Source organism: Bradyrhizobium macuxiense (assembly GCF_001542415.1).
Classification (GTDB): Bacteria; Pseudomonadota; Alphaproteobacteria; order Rhizobiales; family Xanthobacteraceae; genus Bradyrhizobium; species Bradyrhizobium macuxiense.
Genome location: NZ_LNCU01000001.1, coordinates 1 through 16,782, shown reverse-complemented (window position 1 = coordinate 16,782; position 16,782 = coordinate 1). Strand labels below are relative to the sequence as shown.

The window sequence follows — 16,782 nt, the reverse complement described above, 5'->3', positions numbered from 1 at the left end:
TCGCCTGGTCCTTCTGGCGCAGAGCCCACCAGGCGGCAGCTCAACGGGCGCACCTCAAAGCAAAAAGACAACTGTAATGCTAGGGGCCGCCTGTGCGATCGGCGCGCGCGGCGGCTCGGCGGCAACCGGCGGTACCGGAGCGGGGCGCTGCAGGGCATCGAGCTTCGAAGTCAGGGCCGTCAGTTGGTCGACGACAGACTTCAACTGCTCCTGCTGGTCCGCGATCGCCTGGCGGAGGGCGGCGAGGTCTTCCTCGGCCTTCTGTTGGGCTGCGAGGAGGTCGGGCAGGGTCTCCTTGTCGTCTGGAGGTAGTTCCCCGCCAGGCGCTTCCCGACCCAAGGACGGGACCAACTGCGCGATTTGGGGCCATGCAAAAACGCCGCCCGCGCCTGCAATTGCGAGGATGACGATCAAGAGGAACCACGGCCAGCGACGGCGATCTCGGGGGAGAGGGCCTGACGGCGCTTCGCGGTGCCACGTTTGGTCGGAATCGTTGCTCATTCGCACTTCCTAGTCGGCCTTGCCAGCTGTTGCAATCGCCGCCGAGTCTGACCACTTTGGCAGGCATGTCCCTTTTGTCCGGAGCCCCAGCGGCGCCCACGCACACGTCCCAACTTCTTGAGGAACTCGTCGCTCAAGCACCGGACGGCCCCGTCGACCTCGAATGGCTCCTCAGCTACCTCGACAAGCGGTCGTTTGGCCTTCTCCTGCTGCTCCTGGGGCTGCTGGTGATCATTCCCGGCGTCGCGACGATTGCGACGCTGGCGCTGTTGTTTCCGGCGGTCGAGATGATACTTGGCCACAGCGCGCCATCGTTTCCGCGCTTCGTGTCGAAGCGGCAGTTCGACTTCAAGCGCTTCAAGCGGTTCACCGTCCTTGTCCGCCCAATGCTCCAGGCGATCGAGCGCTTCAGCCGGCCGCGCTGGGACGCGCGTCGCGACGTGATCGACCGTCTCGTCGGATTGGTCGTCTTTCTCCTGGCGTTCTCGGCAGGCTGGCCGCTGCCTCTGGTGAACGTCATTCCGGGAATGGTGGTCGTCCTGATCGCGATCGCCTACCTGCAGGAGGACGGTCTGCTGCTGGCTGTTGCGATGGCGGCTGCGCTGATTTCGCTCTTTGGGCTCGGATGGACGCTCTGGGCATCGTTCGGCGCCGTGATGAACTGGATGGGGTTGTGAGATTGGACGGCGGGCGCACGTCTAAGTCGAAGCGCAGGTCCAACGGCTGATCAATGTCTCGACTTAAGGGTCGACATCTCGCGCGGGCATGATCATTATCTCGCCAGACGTCGCGGCAAACAGCGACGCTAATGGGGAGAAACTATGCGTTGCAACACGCTTGCGGCCATCGCCGCGCTCAGCCTTGTTTCCGCTTCCGCCGTTCTAGCCGCCGATAAAAAGTACGATCCCGGCGCCAGCGATACCGAAATCAAGATCGGGCAGACCATGCCCTACAGCGGTCCGGCCTCGGCGTATGGCACGCAGGGAAGGGCCGAGGCTGCCTATTGGAAGATGATCAACAGCAAGGGCGGAATCAACGGCCGGAAAATCACCTTCCTGAGCATGGACGACGGCTATAGCCCGCCGAAGACGGTGGAGCAGACGCGCAAGCTCGTGGAGCAGGAAGAGATCCTTGCCGATATCGGCTCGCTTGGCACGCCGACAAATTCGTCGATTCAAAAATATCTGAACAGCAAGAAGATCCCGCATCTGTTGATCTCGACCGGGGCCTCGAAGTGGAACGACGCGAAGGAATTCCCCTGGACCACGCCGTTCTATCCGCCGTATGCGCAGGAAGCGAAGATCTATGGCAAGTATATCGCCAAGGAGCTGCCCAACGCGAAGATCGGCGTGATCTATCAGAACGACGACTTCGGCAAGGACTACCTGAAGGGCTTCAAGGAAGGGCTGGGAGAGAAGGCCGGTCTCATCGTCAAGGAGCTCAGCTACGAGGTGACCGATCCCACCATCGACTCCCAGATCGTCAATCTGAAGGCCGCCGGCGCCGACGTGCTGATGACGATCACGACACCGAAGTTCGGCGCGCAGGCGATCCGCAAGGTTGCCGATCTCGGCTGGAAGCCGACGCACTTCATCGTGTCCGTCGCCAGTTCGATCGGCGGCGTGCTCGAGCCTGCCGGACTGGAAGCATCCACCGGCCTCATGACGGCGCTGGCGACCAAGGTGGTGGGAGACCCGGCATGGGATTCCGACCCAGGCGTGCAGGACTATCTCGCCTTCATGAAGCAGTGGTATCCCGAAGGCAATCCGATCGATGGCAGCAACCAGATCGGTTATCTGTCCGCGCAGTTCACGGCCATCATCCTGAAAAACTGCGGAGACGTGCTGACGCGCGAGAACCTGCTGAAGCAGGCCACGAACCTGACCAAGATATCGCTGCCGCTGTTGCTTCCCGGCATCACGGTATCGGTGTCGCCGACGAACTACTCCACCTTCGACACGTTCAAGCTCGCGAAATTCGACGGCCACACCTGGAAGTTCTTCGGCGAGAACATCAGCACTGCATCGCGGTGAGGACAGGCGAGGACGGCCGCGCTGGTCCGCATCCAGGGGACGCAGTCATCGACTGCGTCCCCGCGAAGCGTCCCGTGTTGTGACATTCGGGTGGCGCAGCCAAACACCTGATCAACCCCGGCAGATAACCAGCGCATCGTTCCTGATCTCATTTCGGACGCTTTTGTGCGGCGATGGTTGTCCGGTGACGCAGGCAGATGATTAGGACGTGGTCATGCTTTCGCGAAGGCTTGTCATTGTTGCAGCGACGCTGGTGCTCGGGACTTTATCGGCCCGCGCGCAGCAAAGCGCCGAGTTTGATGCGTGCATGGACAAGGCAGAGGGGGTGTCAACGAAGATGCTCGATTGCGGCAAGACCGAAATCGACAAGTGGGACAAGAGGCTGAACACCGCCTATCAAGCTCTTCTCGCAAAGTCGAAGGGTGAAGCGCATGCGCAATTGCAGACGGAGCAGCGAGCCTGGCTAAGGCATCATCTCGGTGAAACCCATCGCCTCGCGGCGGACCCCAACAACGGGTCGGTCGCGTTCCTCGACTCCCAGGCGTTCGAATTGAAGGACATCAGCGACCGCACGCTGCTTCTTGAAAAGCGCGCCTCCGCTTCGCGGTAGACGAGGCCATCGTCAAATGTGAACCTTGTATGGTCATCACTTGATGTCGCTTACGCTCATCGAACTGCGCCGAAAAGCAAAGGCCGCTCGTTGGAGCGGCCCTGCTGTTTTTATATTGTCGAGGCGCACATACTGCCCGCGGGACGGCTTTAAGTTTGCAGCAACAGATCAGCAGCATTCAAGAAGAGGGTTCTCGTATTGTTCTCAGGAGGGGCTCGAACAATGACGAAGAAACTTTTTCTTCTCCTTCCTGCAGTATGCCAAAGTCTGCCCGGGCGTACGACGGGACAGGGGAAAATCCGAAATGATGATCATGGACCGTGGAATTGCCGAGGCCGGCGCGATGGGCGAGGGGGCTTTGCCTGGCCCGCGGTCGCGGCTTCTCAACCGCCGGGCATTTCTGTTCGGCTCCGCTGCCGGTCTCGCTGCGCTGGGCCTGGCCGGCTGCGCATCCGATTACATGAGCCTGGCCGAGGCGGAGAAAGTCTACGGGCCCGTGCCCGACGAGAAATTCCCGATCCCTGCGGTCGATGTCAGCAAGGTCAATCCGAAATATTTTCGCAAGACGGTGCGCTACGACAGCAATGAGGCGCCCGGCACGATCATCATCGATCCCGGCAAATACTACGTTTACCGCATCGAAGGCGAGGGAAACGCGACGCGTTACGGCGCCAATGTCGGCCGCGATGGGTTCCGCTGGAGCGGGGAGGCCTATGTGGGGCGCAAGGCCGAATGGCCGACCTGGACGCCACCCAAGGAGATGATCGCGCGCCAGCCGGAGGCGGGCAAGTATGCTCGCGGCATGCCGGGAGGTCTCGACAATCCACTCGGCGCTCGCGTGCTCTACCTCTATCAATATGGGATGTACACGCTTTACACGATCTACAGCACCAGCGACCCCGAAACGATCGGCAACGGCATCACGAGCGGCTGTACCGGCCTGCTCAGTCAGGACATGATCGACCTCTATTCGCGGACGCCGATCAAGACGAAGGTGATCGTGCTGCCGGCATAGGCCACGGCGTCGGCCGCCCGATCGCCGTGCCCCAAAATATCGAAAACAACCCCATGCAAAGTAGGTGGCCGCCGGCGCTCCCGAAAGCGACTTGACGCGTCGGGCAAATCGGGGATACATTTCTATTATTCCGAAATCATGCAGACGCCCGCCGCTACGCGATGGTGCTCGAACCCTCGTCATTGCGCGTAGCTCGCAGGGCGAGCTAGTCCTACTGCGTCACGAGTGCCTAAGCCTTCATATGAGAGGCTGTGAATCTTCGCGGCCCGTCATTGCGAGGAGCTCGCGACAAAATTGCAAAGCAATTTTGCGCTGAAGCGACGAAGCAATCCATGCTTCCGCGTATGCCGCACGATGGATTGCTTCGCTTCGCTCGCAATGACGAGGATGGCTGTCACCTCGAGGGCCTCGTGACGCAGTAAGACTAGAGCAAGCGTAACCCGCCGCCGACGCGGCCGCGAAGAATGGCGGATTGCGCCGGAGCCTGTCATCGGGCCGCGCTGCGCGCGGACCCGGTGGGCCAATTCGCCCTGCGCCTGCTTACGCTTGCGGCCGATCCACCCTACATTCGATGAGCGACCGCGCAGCCTTAACCGATCCGATCCGGAGCGAGACCTATTCCCCAGCTCATATTCGGCCTGACCAGCCTGCTGATCCTGGCCCGCTTCATCTGGCCGCTCGACTGGCCGCTCCCGGCAAAGATCGTCGCAGCGTTGCTCGTGCTGGTGGCCTTGCAGTTCCACCGCTGGAATCGATTGTCTTCGGGTTCGGAATTCTCGCCGGAGTTTCCGCGTCCGGTGGTCGTCCTCTTCAACTGGGCGTTCGGTATGATCGTCCTGCTGGCCCTGCTGCAACTGGCGCTCGATGCCGGGCTATTGGTCGCCGCGCTGATCCACGGCGGTATCGTGGGCGCGCCTGACGGCGTCCGCTACGCGCTTGCTGGCGTGGCGGCCACAGCTGCCGCGATCGGCGTCCATCAGGCGATGCGAATTCCGCCGCTGAGGGATGTCGAGGTCGGCATAAGCGGACTTCCGCGACAGTTCGACGGCTACACCATCCTGCAACTGACCGATCTTCACATCAGCCGGCTGTTTCCCGCGCCGTGGGCCCGCGCCGTCGTCGAGCGATCGAACAAGCTCGGCGCGGACCTGATCGCGATCACGGGCGACCTGATCGACGGCACGGTCGATGCGCGGCGCAACGACATCGCGCCGTTGCGCGACCTGATGGCGGCCGATGGCGTGTACGTGATATCAGGCAATCACGAATATATCTTCGGCTACGATGTGTGGATGGCGCACTATGCTGCATTAGGCCTGCGCTCGCTCGAGAACAGGCACATCGTTCTCGAACGCGGCGGCGGCCGGCTGGTGATCGCGGGGATCACCGACCGCGCGTCGCGCCACAGGGGGCATTCGATCCGCGACCTTGCCGCGGTCCTCGACGGCGCCCCCAAAGGCGCGCCCGTCATCCTGCTCGACCACCAGCCGAGCGACGCACGCAACGCAGCCCGGCTCGGCGTCGCGCTGCAACTCTCCGGACACACCCATGGCGGCTTGATCCTGGGCATCGACCGCCTGGCCGCGCGCGCCAACGCCGGCTTCGTCTCGGGCCGCTACGAGGTCGACGGGATGACGCTCTACGTCAACAACGGCACCGCGCTATGGCCGGGTTTTGCCTTGCGGCTCGGTCGCCCGTCCGAATTGACGCGGATCACGTTGCGAGCGGCCGACGATACCTGAGCGATCCGGTTCGCATGCGATGATGCGATTGCGAGGTCGGTGTCATCACCCGCGAGCCGGGCGATGACCGGGTATGGACGGGAGCAAGACTCTCTCCACGCGTCGTCCCTGCGAAAGCAGGGACCCAAACGCCGCGGCGGATGTTGTTGAAGGGACTCGTCGTTCCAACATCGCTCAACAATGATCATTCGTGGTTGGGTCCCTGCTTTCGCAGGGACGACAGCGAATGTGTGGCGCGGCTTGAGTCATACATCTGCGTTCTCGCGACATGATTTGTCCGAGCTGTGCTCCTCGTCTCGTTGCGAGCCAACGGGTCGCGCGAATGCGCGCCCGATGACAGGCGCCGTGAAGCAATGCATGGTTCAAGCTATGACCAAGCCGCCGCAACGTCGCACGGTTAAGACATTGGTCATCTCTTTGCTCCCATTTTCACGACCTCATCAAGCAAAGAGGCACCAATGTCCGACATCACCATTCCCGGCGGAAAAATCCGTTCCTTCGTCGAGCGGATCGAGAACCTTGACGCAGAGATGCAGGAGCTGAGCGAGCAGAAGAAGGAAGTTTTCTCGGAGGCGAAGGCCGAAGGCTTCGACGTGAAGATCCTCAAGGAGATCATCAAGCTGCGCAAGCAGGACCAGGACGAGCGCGACGAGCGTGAAACCCTGCTCGATCTCTACATGCGCGCGATGGAGACGGCGCCGGACGACAAGGCCGCCAAGGCGGCGTGAGGTCTGCGGAGGCGTTGCGTGCCTCCATCAAAAGGCGGCGAGTAGGGCGGGTGAGCGCAGCGTAAGCGTAACCCGCCCACCGGATTGCAGGGAGTGGCGGAATACTCCCGTAGCTACTCCCTCCGTCAAACTCGAAATGCTCGCTACGGCGCGCACAACTTGGGTTCGCGATACGAATTGCACAGATTAGCACGGAGCGAATGGTTGTACGTTCCGTTAGCCAGTTCAACCTACCGGCAGTTCGAGCGGCGGCCGAGACATTCTTCCATTCAAATAGATATCCAAAAGCGAGTAGTGAAATACCGCAATTCTTTCGCGCCAATAGCGTTCAGTGTAAGAAGAGGGCAGCGCAAAGTTAGTTAGAACGAAGCGGGTTTTCAGAGATGTTTTCCTGAGTGCAGGGATCACTTGGTCCAATGACCGCGGCGAAGACGAGAAAGCAATTGCTACCCTCCTTTCCTTAGAAAGTTGTCCAGTGACAATACGGTAGCGCTTCGAGCGCAGTTAGCTTTGCTTGAATAAGCGGACTGCTATAGAGCGTGTCGGGAAGGATAATTGCGTTAACGGCCCCGTCGATTTTCAGCGGCCCTTCAAACTGCAACTCTATACCTGAAACTCGGTTGTCCATGGTGTTGCTTAGGCGGTGACTAATGAGAGCTAGGTAACTTTTAGCCTCTAACTCCGATGGGTCGAGGGAGACCGATGGTGCGGAGCGGGCTCTCAAATATGCATCCGCCGATTCGAAAAAAAGCGATATGACTCGACCGGGAGTGTCTATGTCTGGCTCAAGGCCGAAGTCATCGAGATCCATATCTTTGTGGAATGCATCGGCGTAGAATTCTTTGTGGAATCCGCCGCTGTCAAACGGAAATATTCTCTTGATCGGAGTAACTGCGGAACTACGAAAGATGAGGCAGACGGGAAGGTAGTGGTCTAGCCCAGTCGCGCCTTCGTTCGCATTGACGCGGTACGACGGGCGTCCGTAGAAGAAATATAGTAACGGCTCACCTTTGAACACATCGCATTCACGTGGCTCCAATACGCCATCTTCAAGGACATTCGTTAGGCGGTAGACGTCCGTCGTATGCACGAGCGGCAGAAGGGGCCGCGAAGAGTTCTGCTTGAGAATGAGGTTTCGCAGTCGCCGCCGAGCCATGGTGTGGTCATATCCGGCAAATGAGGCTACGGTCGCTTTCGAGCGTCTTAACCAGACCGATCACAATTGCCCACCTTAATAATTAGAGTACGTGAGTAAGCTAGATCGTTTCAATCATTGATTGCAATAGTGCAATTAATCGAGCCTCAAGCGAAGAGAGGCCCGCCGTAGCGGGCCTCTTGTAGATTTGGTCAGATTCGAGCGTGCGTGCGTAGGTGCGCCTCACGAACATCCCGTCGTGCTTCCGCACGTATCGCACTTCATGCACGTCCCGTTCCGCACCAGCGTGAAGTTGCCGCACTCGGAGCACATCTCGCCTTCGTAGCCCTTGGCCTTCGCTTCGGCGCGGCGCTCGGCCTTGCTTGGGGCAACCGCGGCGGCGGTGCCGGCCTTGCTCCAGTTCATGGCCTGCAGCTTTTCGGTCGGCGAGAGGTCGTGGCTGGTCTCCTGCTTCAGGGCGACCGCGCCTTCGACGGTGTCGGAGGCGCCGCGAGCGGTGGCGCCGTGCGGGGACATCGCGGTGACGCGGCTGCCGCCGGCCGGTGCGTTGTCGGCGTTCTGGCTCACCGCGGACGTGCCGCCGCGCATGATCACGAGGTTGTCGGTGCGCGAGCGGGTCAGGCCCTTCGACAGGTACTTGGTCGCCTGCTGGGCGGGGGCCTCATCCGGCTCCTTGCCTTCCTCGACGCCCTTGCCGAGTGCGTCGAAGCCCGACTCGTTCGGATCGACATGGGCGAGGTCGAAGCGGGCCATGTAGCTCACCGCGAGCTCGCGGAAGACGTAGTCGAGGATCGAGGTCGCGTACTTGATCGAGTCGTTGCCCTGCACGGGGCCGGCCGGCTCGAAGCGGGTGAAGGTGAAGGCATCGACATATTCCTCCAGCGGCACGCCGTATTGCAGGCCGAGGGAGACCGCGATCGCGAAGTTGTTGATGAAGGAGCGGAGCGCCGCGCCTTCCTTGTGCATGTCGATGAAGATCTCGCCGAGACGGCCGTCGTCATATTCGCCGGTGCGCAGATACACCTTGTGGCCGCCGACCACCGCCTTCTGGGTGTAGCCCTTGCGGCGGTCCGGCATCTTCTCGCGCTCGCGCATCACGACGATGCGCTCGACCAGCTTCTCGACGATCTTCTCCGAGACCTGGGCGGCACGCGCGGCCATCGGCTTCTCGTAGAGCGCCTCGACCGCATCGTCCTCCTCGTCATCGTCGGCGATGAGCTGCGAGTTCAGGGGCTGCGAGAGCTTGGAGCCGTCGCGATAGAGCGCGTTGGCCTTCAGCGCGAGCTTCCAGGACAGCAGGTAGGCGGACTTGCAGTCCTCCACCGTGGCGTCGTTCGGCATGTTGATGGTCTTCGAGATCGCGCCCGAGATGAACGGCTGGGAGGCCGCCATCATGCGGATGTGGCTCTCCACCGAGAGGTAGCGCTTGCCGATCTTGCCGCAGGGATTGGCGCAGTCGAACACCGCGTAGTGCTCGGCCTTCAGGTGCGGGGCGCCTTCGACCGTCATCGCGCCGCAGATGTGCACGTTGGCGGCCTCGATCTCGCGCTTGGTGAAGCCTACGGCCTGGAGCAGGTCGAAGCCGGGGGCCGCGATCGCTTCCGCGCCGATGCCGAGCTGGTCGCGGATGAAGTCCTCGCCGAAGGTCCACTTGTTGAAGGCGAACTTGATGTCGAACGCGGTCGGCAGCGCCTTCTCGACCTTGGCAATGGCTTCGTCGGTGAAGCCCTTGGCCTTCAGTGTCGAGGCGTTGATGCCGGGTGCATTCGACAGCGAGCCGTGGCCGACGGCGTAGGCCTCGATCTCCGCGATCTCGCTCTCGCGATAGCCGAGCGCGCGCAGTGCCGACGGCACCGCCTGGTTGATGATCTTGAAGTAGCCGCCGCCGGCGAGCTTCTTGAACTTCACCAGCGCGAAATCAGGCTCGATGCCGGTGGTGTCGCAATCCATCACGAGGCCGATGGTGCCGGTCGGCGCGACCACGGTGGTCTGGGCGTTGCGATAGCCGTTGACTTCGCCGAGCGCCAGCGCGTCGTCCCAGGCGTGCATCGCATGGGTGACGATGTCGCCTTGCGGGCAGGAGGCGTGATCGAGCGGCACCGGGTTGACCGAGAGCGCCTCGTAACCGGACGCGTTGCCGTGAGCGGCGCGGCGGTGGTTGCGGATCACGCGCAGCATGTGGCTGGCGTTCTTCTTGTAGCCGGGGAAGGTGCCGAGCTCGGCCGCCATCTCGGCCGAAGTCTTGTAGGCGATGCCGGTCATCACGGCGGTCAGCGCGCCGCAGAGCGAGCGGCCTTCCTTCGAGTCATAGGGCAGGCCCATGGTCATCAAGAGGCCGCCGATATTGGCGAAGCCGAGGCCCAGGGTGCGGAATTCGTAGGAGAGTTCCGCGATGGCCTTCGACGGGAACTGGGCCATCATGACGGAGATTTCCAGCACGATGGTCCAGAGCCGGCAGAGGTGCTCGTAGGACTCGACGTCGAACCGCTTGGTGGTCGCGTTGTAGAACGTCAGCAGGTTGGCGGAGGCGAGGTTGCACGCCGTATCGTCCAGGAACATGTATTCCGAGCACGGATTGGACGCGCGGATGTCGCCTGACGACTTGCAGGTGTGCCAGTCGTTCATCGTGGTGTTGAAGTGCAGGCCCGGATCGGCGCTGGCCCAGGCGGCGTAGCCGATCTTGTCCCAGAGATCGCGTGCCTTCAGCGTCTTCGTCACCTTCTTCGTGGTGCGGCCCACCAGATTCCAGTCACCGTCGGTTTCCACCGCGCGCAGGAAGTCGTCCTTCAGCGACACCGAGTTGTTGGAGTTCTGGCCGGAGACGGTGAGATAGGCTTCCGAATCCCAGTCGGTGTCATAGGTGTCGAACTGGATCTCCTTGTAGCCCTGCTTGGCGAACTGGATGACCCGCTTGATGTAGTTGTCGGGCACCAGGTTGCGGCGCGCGAGCTTGATCTCGCGGCGGAGCGCAGGGTTCTTCTCGGGATCGAAGCAGTCGTCGCCCGAACCCTCGCAGTTCACGCAGGCCTTCAGCACGGCCTTGAGGTGCTTCTGGTTGATCTTGGAGCCGGTGACGAGGGCTGCGACCTTCTGCTCCTCCTTCACCTTCCAGTCGATATAGGTCTCGATGTCGGGGTGATCGACGTCGACCACGACCATCTTGGCGGCGCGGCGGGTGGTGCCGCCCGACTTGATCGCGCCGGCTGCGCGGTCGCCGATCTTGAGGAAGCTCATCAGGCCCGACGAGCGGCCGCCGCCGGAAAGCTTTTCGCCTTCGCCGCGCAGGCTCGAGAAGTTGGAGCCGGTGCCGGAGCCATACTTGAACAGGCGCGCCTCGCGCACCCAGAGGTCCATGATGCCGCCCTCGTTGACGAGGTCGTCGCCGACGCCCTGGATGAAGCAGGCATGCGGCTGCGGATGCTCATAGGCCGACTTCGACTTGGTCAGCTTGCCGGTCTTCCAGTCGACGTAATAGTGGCCCTGGCCGGGACCATCGATGCCATAGGCCCAGTGCAGGCCGGTGTTGAACCACTGCGGCGAGTTCGGCGCGACCATCTGCTTGGCGAGCTGGAAGCGGAGCTCGTCGAAGAAGGCGAGGGCGTCTTCTTCCGACGAGAAGTAGCCGCCCTTCCAGCCCCAATAGGTCCAGCAGCCGGCGAGGCGATCGAACACCTGCCTGGCCGAGGTCTCGCCGACAAAGCGCTCCTTCTCGGGCAGCGCGGCCAGCGCCTCGGTGTCGGGCACCGAGCGCCACAGCCACGACGGCACGGTCTCTTCCTCGACCTTCTTCAGGCGCGCGGCGACGCCGGCTTTACGGAAATACTTCTGCGCCAGCACGTCGCTGGCGACCTGGGACCAGAACTCCGGCACCTCGACGTTCTCGGCCCGGAACACGGTCGAGCCGTCGGGATTGCGGATCTCCGATGTGGTCAGCCTGAAATTGATCCCTGCGTAAGGGGATTGTCCGCTGGTGGTGTTGCGCCGATCGATTCGCATTGGTCGAGCCCCGTCTCTTCTTCTGCCTGGCCCCACGTTTCTCGCGGGTTGCCGGCAATGTTATCCTTGAGCGAACGCCGGAATACGCATGCACGCCTCCCGTCATTCGCAGCTCAGCCGGTGGACCCGGCCTGTTCTCTCATCCGCAGGCAGCCGGCTGACACCGGCCCTGCGGCGGCACGTTCCGGGCGGATCCCGATCAGATCGGGCCTTCCGGACATGCATTCAACGCCCCAACGCTTTCCACGCGACACGTCACGCGTACGCTTCTTGCGGGCCGGTTCCGGCCTCTGGTTTCCGGGCCGTTTTCGGCCCGTTCTGGCGCTCCGGAGGTGGCCCAAAATCAGGGCAGACACGCCCTTCACCCGCGGCCCGAAGGCTTGGCGGAGTGGTCATTTTGGAACCCTTGTGGGAGCGACCGGCGGGGACCCAAACACACTCGCGCCGAACAGGATGAAAGCTAGGCCAACTCCGTCACGCCCGTCAAGGACTAGTACGAGTTTCTGAATCAAACACTAAATATGGTGGAAAGCGTGGGATAACAGGGGTCGGTGCCGCGCCTGTGATCGAGCCAACTATCGGTGAGTCCTGAAGGATTCCCAAGCCAAAAAAATCTCGCCGGGCTGTGGATCGGGGCTTCGCCCCGTTGTTCACAGGCGAACAATATATTCGCGCCCGCGGATTGAATTTGCGGGACTCACGTAAGCCTACGGGTAGAGTACGGATCAGGCATGTCAGGGGCGTGATGGCGGGGCGACAAAATCGCAGGCAAGGTGCCGCTGATTCACATCCCTGCCGGATCCCATGACCGAATCGAAGCCCCTCGCGCGGACGCGCCTTGCGCCCGCCGGCCTGATGTTCCTTGCCATCACTTCGGTGGGCTGGGGGTTCAACTGGCCCGTGACCAAGTTCCTGCTCGGCGAGCTGCCGCCGCTGACGCTGCGCGGCACGACCGGGGTGATCGGCGCCGCGCTGCTCGCGGTGCTGGCGCTGATCCGCGGGCAATCCTTGGCCGTCGAGGCGCGGCTGTGGCCGCGGCTCGCGCTGTATGCGTTGCTCAACGTCACCGGCTGGATGGTGCTGATGGGGCTCGCGCTGTTGTGGCTGCCGGCGAGCGAGGCCGCGCTGATCGCCTACACCATGCCGGTGTGGGCCTCGCTGCTCGCCTGGCCCGTGCTCGGTGAACGCCCGACGCTGCTGCGGACCATCGCGCTGGTGATGGCGTTCGCCGGGCTGGCCGCGATCATGGGCGGCAATGGCCTCAGCACGAGCAAGGAGCAACTGCCCGGCATCGTCATGGCGCTCGGCGGCGCCATGGGCTTTGCGCTCGGCACCGTGCTCGCGAAGAAATATCCGATCCTGATGCCGCCTATACCCGCCGCCGCCTGGCAGATCGGCCTTGGCTGCCTGCCGATCACGATAGTCGGCCTGTTGATCGAGACGACGCATCTCGAGAAGCTGACGACGCTCGGCTGGTGGCTGCTGGTCTATTCCACCGTCATTCAGTTCTGCGTCGCCTATGTCTCGTGGTTTGCCGCGCTCGCCCGCCTGCCGGCCTCGGTGGCTGCGATCGGCACCATGGCGGTGCCGGTGATAGGCGTTGTGGCGTCCGCGGTCGCGCTGCACGAGCCGCTGGGGCCGACGCAGATCGCGGCGCTGGTCTTCACGCTGATGGGCGTGGTGCTGGCGACGCGGTAGGCCCCTTCTTCCTGTTATGTAGTTGCGGACTTCTCCGCGTCATTGCGAGGCGCGCAGCGCCGCGGCAATCCATTGTCGCCACGAGCGGCGAAATGGATTGCTTCGCTTCGCTCGCAATGACGTTGCTGGGCGCTCACATCACTCGCCGAGCGCCTGCTGCACCATGCTGGCGAGCTGCGCCTTGCGATAGGGCTTTGCGAGCAGCAGCACGCCTTCGTCGAGGCGGCCATGATGCACGATCGCATTCTCGGTATAGCCCGACGTGTACAGCACCTTCATGCCGGGCCGCCGCTTCATGACCGCGTCGGCGAGCTGCCGGCCATTCATGCCGCCGGGCATGATGACGTCGGTGAACAGCAGATCGAACTCCTCGCCCTTGTCGACCAGCGCCAGCGCCGCGCGGCCGTCGGGAACGGCGATTGTCTTGTAACCGAGGCTTGCAAGCTGCGCGGTGACGTAGTTGCGCACCAGCGCATCGTCCTCCACGACCAGGATGGTCTCGCTGCCGCGGTGTGTCACCAGCGGGGCGGGCGCCTCAACCTCGGCCTGGCCGCGGGCCGGCGGCAGATAGAGCTTGATCGTGGTGCCGTGGCCTTGCTCGCTGTAGATCTTGATATGGCCGCCGGACTGCTTGACGAAGCCGTACACCATGCTCATGCCGAGGCCCGAGCCCTTGCCGACCTCCTTGGTGGTAAAGAACGGCTCGAACACCTTGTCCTGCACCGCCTGCGACATGCCGGTGCCGGTGTCGCTGACCGCAAGCATCACGTAGCGGCCGGGCGCGATGTCGGGATTGGCCGCACCATAGGCCTCGTCGAGCACGATGTTGCTGGTCTCGAACAGGAGCTTGCCGCCGTCGGGCATCGCGTCGCGGGCGTTGATGGCCATGTTGAGCAGCGAGTTCGACAGCTGCGACGGATCGATGTGGACGTTGGCGACGTCGGGCGCGAGCACCGAGTCGATCTCGATCTGCTCGCCGAGCGTGGGGCGCAGCAGCTTGGCGATATCGACCACGGTGGCGTTGATGTCGACGGTGCGCGGCTCCAGCGGCTGGCGGCGGGCAAAGGCGAGCAGATGCTGGATAAGCTCGCGGCAACGCTCGGCGGCGCGGTCGATCAGCTCGGCCGTACGCGCCAGCTGCGGCTGGCTGCGCAGGCTCTCGACCAGCGTCTCGGTGGTGCCGGTGATGATCGTCAGCATGTTGTTGAAGTCGTGCGCGACGCCGCCCGTCAGCTTGCCGATGGCGTCGAGCTTCTGCGACTGCTGCAGCTTGTGCTCGGTTTCGCGCGAGTTGGTGATGTCGTGATAGACCAGCGCCGCGCCGGCGATCTGCCCGTTGTTGTCGCGCAGCGGGTGGCCGGAGACCACGAGATGGACCTGACGGCCGCCGTGCAGCGGGCGCGCGATGAACTCGAGGCCGTCGAACTCCTCGCCGCGCAACGCCCGGATCGACGGCATGTCCTCGACCTTCATCGGCGTGATGTCGTCGGCGTGGAAGATCGAGCTCTGCGCACGCAGGAGCTGGACCGTCATGCCGGGCTTGTAGCGCAGCATCTTCTCCGCGGCCGGGTTGGAAAGCAGCACGGTGCCGGCCGCGTCGATCACCAGAACCGCCTCGGCCATGCTGCGGAAGGTGGTTTCCATCACCGCGGTGGAGCGCCGCACCTCTTCGAGGGCCGCGCCGAGATCCTTGGTGCGCTCGGCCACCTTCGCCTCGAGCGAGACGTTGGTGGCCTGGGTCGCGCTCAGCGAGTCCTGCAGTAGCCGGCGTGACCGCCGCGTCGTCAGCGTCAGCACGGTCGCAAGCACCAGGATCAGCGCGACACCGGCGAGATCGATCGCCAGCAGCAGGCGTCCGTTGGCTTTCGACCGCTCGTTGCGGGTCGTGAGCAGCCGGCGTTCCTCGGCGACGATCCGTTCGAGCGCCGTACCGATCTTCTCCGTCACCACGCGGCTCTCGCCGCCGGAGGTCAGCGCTGCTGCACCGGCGGTGTCGCCCGCGCTGCGCAGCCGGATCAGCTCGGCGCCGAGCGCGATGCCGCGATCGACCTGCGTCTTCGCGTCCGCCAGCAGTCGTGCTTCGTCGGAGTCGCTCTTCACTGTTGCGATCAGGCCGTCGAAGGCGGAGGTGAGGGCCGTGCTGGCCTCGCGATATTCGGCGTCGAACGAGGGATCTCCCGTCAGCGCGAAGCCGCGCGCTGCGCTCTCGGCGCCGCGCAGCAGCGGGCGCATGTCGGAAATCTGCTTGAGGATGCCGAGCGTGCGCTCGACCGATTCGACGTCGCTGTGCGACTTGACGTCGAGCCCGATCGACGCCGCGCTGATCGCGAGGAGGATCGCGAGACCGCTGCCGAGGATGAGACGCTGGGAAGCCATTGACGCCTGATACAATGATTAGTTCGAAAGGCGCGCGGACGGGGCAGATCGGGCAAGACATTCGTTGACGGCGGCGATCAGCGCCTGAGGCGTGAACGGCTTGCGCAGGCAGGCGGCCGCGCCGAGCTCGATTGTCATGCGCAGAAAATCCGGCCCGCGGTCGGCATTCGCAAAAGCGTAGCCCGACATCGCGATGATGGGGACGTCAGGGGCGCGCTCGTGAAACATGCGGATCGCCTCGAAGCCGCGCATATGCGGCATGAAGACGTCGACCAGCATCGCATCGAAGGTCGCATTTTCGAGCGCGCGCATGCCGGCATCACCGCCATCGGCAACGGTGACCTCGAAGCCCTGGCGTTGCAGACACACCTCGATGGCAACGCATACCATCGGGTCGTCGTCGACCACGAGAACGCGCGGCACTATGCATCCTCTCTGTGGGGCTTTTGCGTGCCAGCGACGCGCTTGGCCCGTTTGTCGATTAAGGCGGAACGGAGACAGTTAGTCTGTAACATAGAGTGCATATGTCGTTCACTGACAAGCAGAATTCCGACCGGTCCTATCACATCACCTGCATTTGTCCTCTGCTGGATTGCAGGGCTATGACCGCAACTCCGGATGCGCGCCGAACTTCACCGCTTGGCTCGCAGTCTTCGCTTCGATCGGCTTGGTCCACAATGGTCCGTGCTGCGGAATTCGCAGCCGTGCGATTGGCTTGTGCGCATGAATAAAGGGCGGCGCAAGGGCCGCCCTTTGACGATTGATATCTGCTGCCGCACTTACGGGCAGGGATGCCGCCGGCCGTCATAGCCGAGATAAGTACCCGACGCCGGATCGTAGGACCTGTAGCGCTGTGCGCAGTAGCTGGCGTCAGCATCCGGTGCGACGGCGACCGGGGCGCTGTCGTCGTAGTAGCCGTAGCCGTCG

The 16,782-nt window shown here is 62.9% G+C and carries 13 protein-coding genes; 7 read left to right on the top strand and 6 right to left on the bottom strand.

Annotated features, from left to right (window positions below; all coding sequences use genetic code 11):
* Positions 1 to 54: 54 nt before the first annotated feature.
* The gene (locus tag AS156_RS00060) at positions 55 to 501 is read right to left on the bottom strand and encodes a hypothetical protein (RefSeq protein WP_066498339.1); all 447 of its coding nucleotides are present in this window, start codon (positions 499 to 501) and stop codon (positions 55 to 57) included.
* Positions 502 to 575: 74 nt separating this feature from the next.
* Between AS156_RS00060 and AS156_RS00055 the strand changes: the two genes are divergently transcribed.
* The 6 genes from AS156_RS00055 (at position 576) to AS156_RS00030 (ending at position 6,629) form a co-directional block, all read left to right on the top strand.
* Entirely contained in the window at positions 576 to 1,178 is a 603-nt protein-coding gene (locus AS156_RS00055) for an exopolysaccharide biosynthesis protein (RefSeq protein ID WP_160331035.1), read from the top strand.
* Between the two features lie 144 nt (positions 1,179 to 1,322).
* On the top strand, positions 1,323 to 2,534 hold the full coding sequence (locus AS156_RS00050; protein WP_066498337.1) for an ABC transporter substrate-binding protein: 1,212 nt from the start codon (positions 1,323 to 1,325) through the stop codon (positions 2,532 to 2,534).
* A gap of 214 nt (positions 2,535 to 2,748) precedes the next feature.
* A complete protein-coding gene (locus AS156_RS00045) occupies positions 2,749 to 3,144 on the top strand; it encodes a lysozyme inhibitor LprI family protein (RefSeq protein ID WP_066498334.1) in 396 nt (131 codons plus the stop codon).
* A gap of 307 nt (positions 3,145 to 3,451) precedes the next feature.
* Complete coding sequence (locus tag AS156_RS00040; RefSeq protein ID WP_066498341.1) at positions 3,452 to 4,159, top strand: L,D-transpeptidase; 708 nt, start codon at positions 3,452 to 3,454, stop codon at positions 4,157 to 4,159.
* 617 nt (positions 4,160 to 4,776) lie between these two features.
* On the top strand, positions 4,777 to 5,901 hold the full coding sequence (locus AS156_RS00035; protein WP_066498332.1) for a metallophosphoesterase: 1,125 nt from the start codon (positions 4,777 to 4,779) through the stop codon (positions 5,899 to 5,901).
* A gap of 458 nt (positions 5,902 to 6,359) precedes the next feature.
* On the top strand, positions 6,360 to 6,629 hold the full coding sequence (locus AS156_RS00030) for a DUF2312 domain-containing protein (RefSeq protein ID WP_066498331.1): 270 nt from the start codon (positions 6,360 to 6,362) through the stop codon (positions 6,627 to 6,629).
* Positions 6,630 to 7,089: 460 nt separating this feature from the next.
* Here AS156_RS00030 and AS156_RS00025 read toward each other — a convergent pair whose 3' ends face one another.
* Both AS156_RS00025 and AS156_RS00020 read right to left on the bottom strand, forming a co-directional pair.
* Positions 7,090 to 7,785 (bottom strand): hypothetical protein, encoded by a 696-nt coding sequence (locus AS156_RS00025; RefSeq protein WP_066498329.1) that lies wholly within the window; start codon positions 7,783 to 7,785, stop codon positions 7,090 to 7,092.
* A 222-nt stretch (positions 7,786 to 8,007) separates the two neighbouring features.
* Positions 8,008 to 11,781, bottom strand: coding sequence for a vitamin B12-dependent ribonucleotide reductase (locus tag AS156_RS00020; protein ID WP_066498327.1), 3,774 nt, complete (start codon positions 11,779 to 11,781; stop codon positions 8,008 to 8,010).
* A gap of 804 nt (positions 11,782 to 12,585) precedes the next feature.
* On the opposite strand from AS156_RS00020, the gene AS156_RS00015 reads away from it, so the two are divergent.
* Positions 12,586 to 13,479, top strand: a complete 894-nt coding sequence (locus AS156_RS00015; protein ID WP_066498325.1) for a DMT family transporter — start codon at positions 12,586 to 12,588, stop codon at positions 13,477 to 13,479.
* 138 nt (positions 13,480 to 13,617) lie between these two features.
* Here the strand turns inward: AS156_RS00015 and AS156_RS00010 are convergent, their stop codons facing one another.
* The 3 genes from AS156_RS00010 to AS156_RS40165 form a co-directional block, all read right to left on the bottom strand.
* The gene (locus AS156_RS00010; protein WP_066498323.1) at positions 13,618 to 15,855 is read right to left on the bottom strand and encodes a CHASE3 domain-containing protein; all 2,238 of its coding nucleotides are present in this window, start codon (positions 15,853 to 15,855) and stop codon (positions 13,618 to 13,620) included.
* Positions 15,856 to 15,873: 18 nt separating this feature from the next.
* Positions 15,874 to 16,278, bottom strand: coding sequence for a response regulator (locus AS156_RS00005; protein ID WP_066498317.1), 405 nt, complete (start codon positions 16,276 to 16,278; stop codon positions 15,874 to 15,876).
* Positions 16,279 to 16,634: 356 nt separating this feature from the next.
* Positions 16,635 to 16,782 (bottom strand): BA14K family protein (locus AS156_RS40165; RefSeq protein ID WP_136625941.1); only part of this gene is annotated, 148 nt, incomplete at its 5' end.

Excerpts from the sequence above, each read along its gene's own strand:
- AS156_RS00045 (WP_066498334.1), top strand. The coding sequence starts at position 2,749 with ATGCTTTCGCGAAGGCTTGTCATTGTTGCAGCGACGCTGGTGCTCGGG.
- AS156_RS00020 (WP_066498327.1), bottom strand. The coding sequence starts at position 11,781 with ATGCGAATCGATCGGCGCAACACCACCAGCGGACAATCCCCTTACGCA.
- AS156_RS00030 (WP_066498331.1), top strand. The coding sequence starts at position 6,360 with ATGTCCGACATCACCATTCCCGGCGGAAAAATCCGTTCCTTCGTCGAG.
- AS156_RS00015 (WP_066498325.1), top strand. The coding sequence starts at position 12,586 with ATGACCGAATCGAAGCCCCTCGCGCGGACGCGCCTTGCGCCCGCCGGC.
- AS156_RS00050 (WP_066498337.1), top strand. The coding sequence starts at position 1,323 with ATGCGTTGCAACACGCTTGCGGCCATCGCCGCGCTCAGCCTTGTTTCC.
- AS156_RS00040 (WP_066498341.1), top strand. The coding sequence starts at position 3,452 with ATGATCATGGACCGTGGAATTGCCGAGGCCGGCGCGATGGGCGAGGGG.
- AS156_RS00060 (WP_066498339.1), bottom strand. The coding sequence starts at position 501 with ATGAGCAACGATTCCGACCAAACGTGGCACCGCGAAGCGCCGTCAGGC.
- AS156_RS00025 (WP_066498329.1), bottom strand. The coding sequence starts at position 7,785 with ATGGCTCGGCGGCGACTGCGAAACCTCATTCTCAAGCAGAACTCTTCG.
- AS156_RS00010 (WP_066498323.1), bottom strand. The coding sequence starts at position 15,855 with ATGGCTTCCCAGCGTCTCATCCTCGGCAGCGGTCTCGCGATCCTCCTC.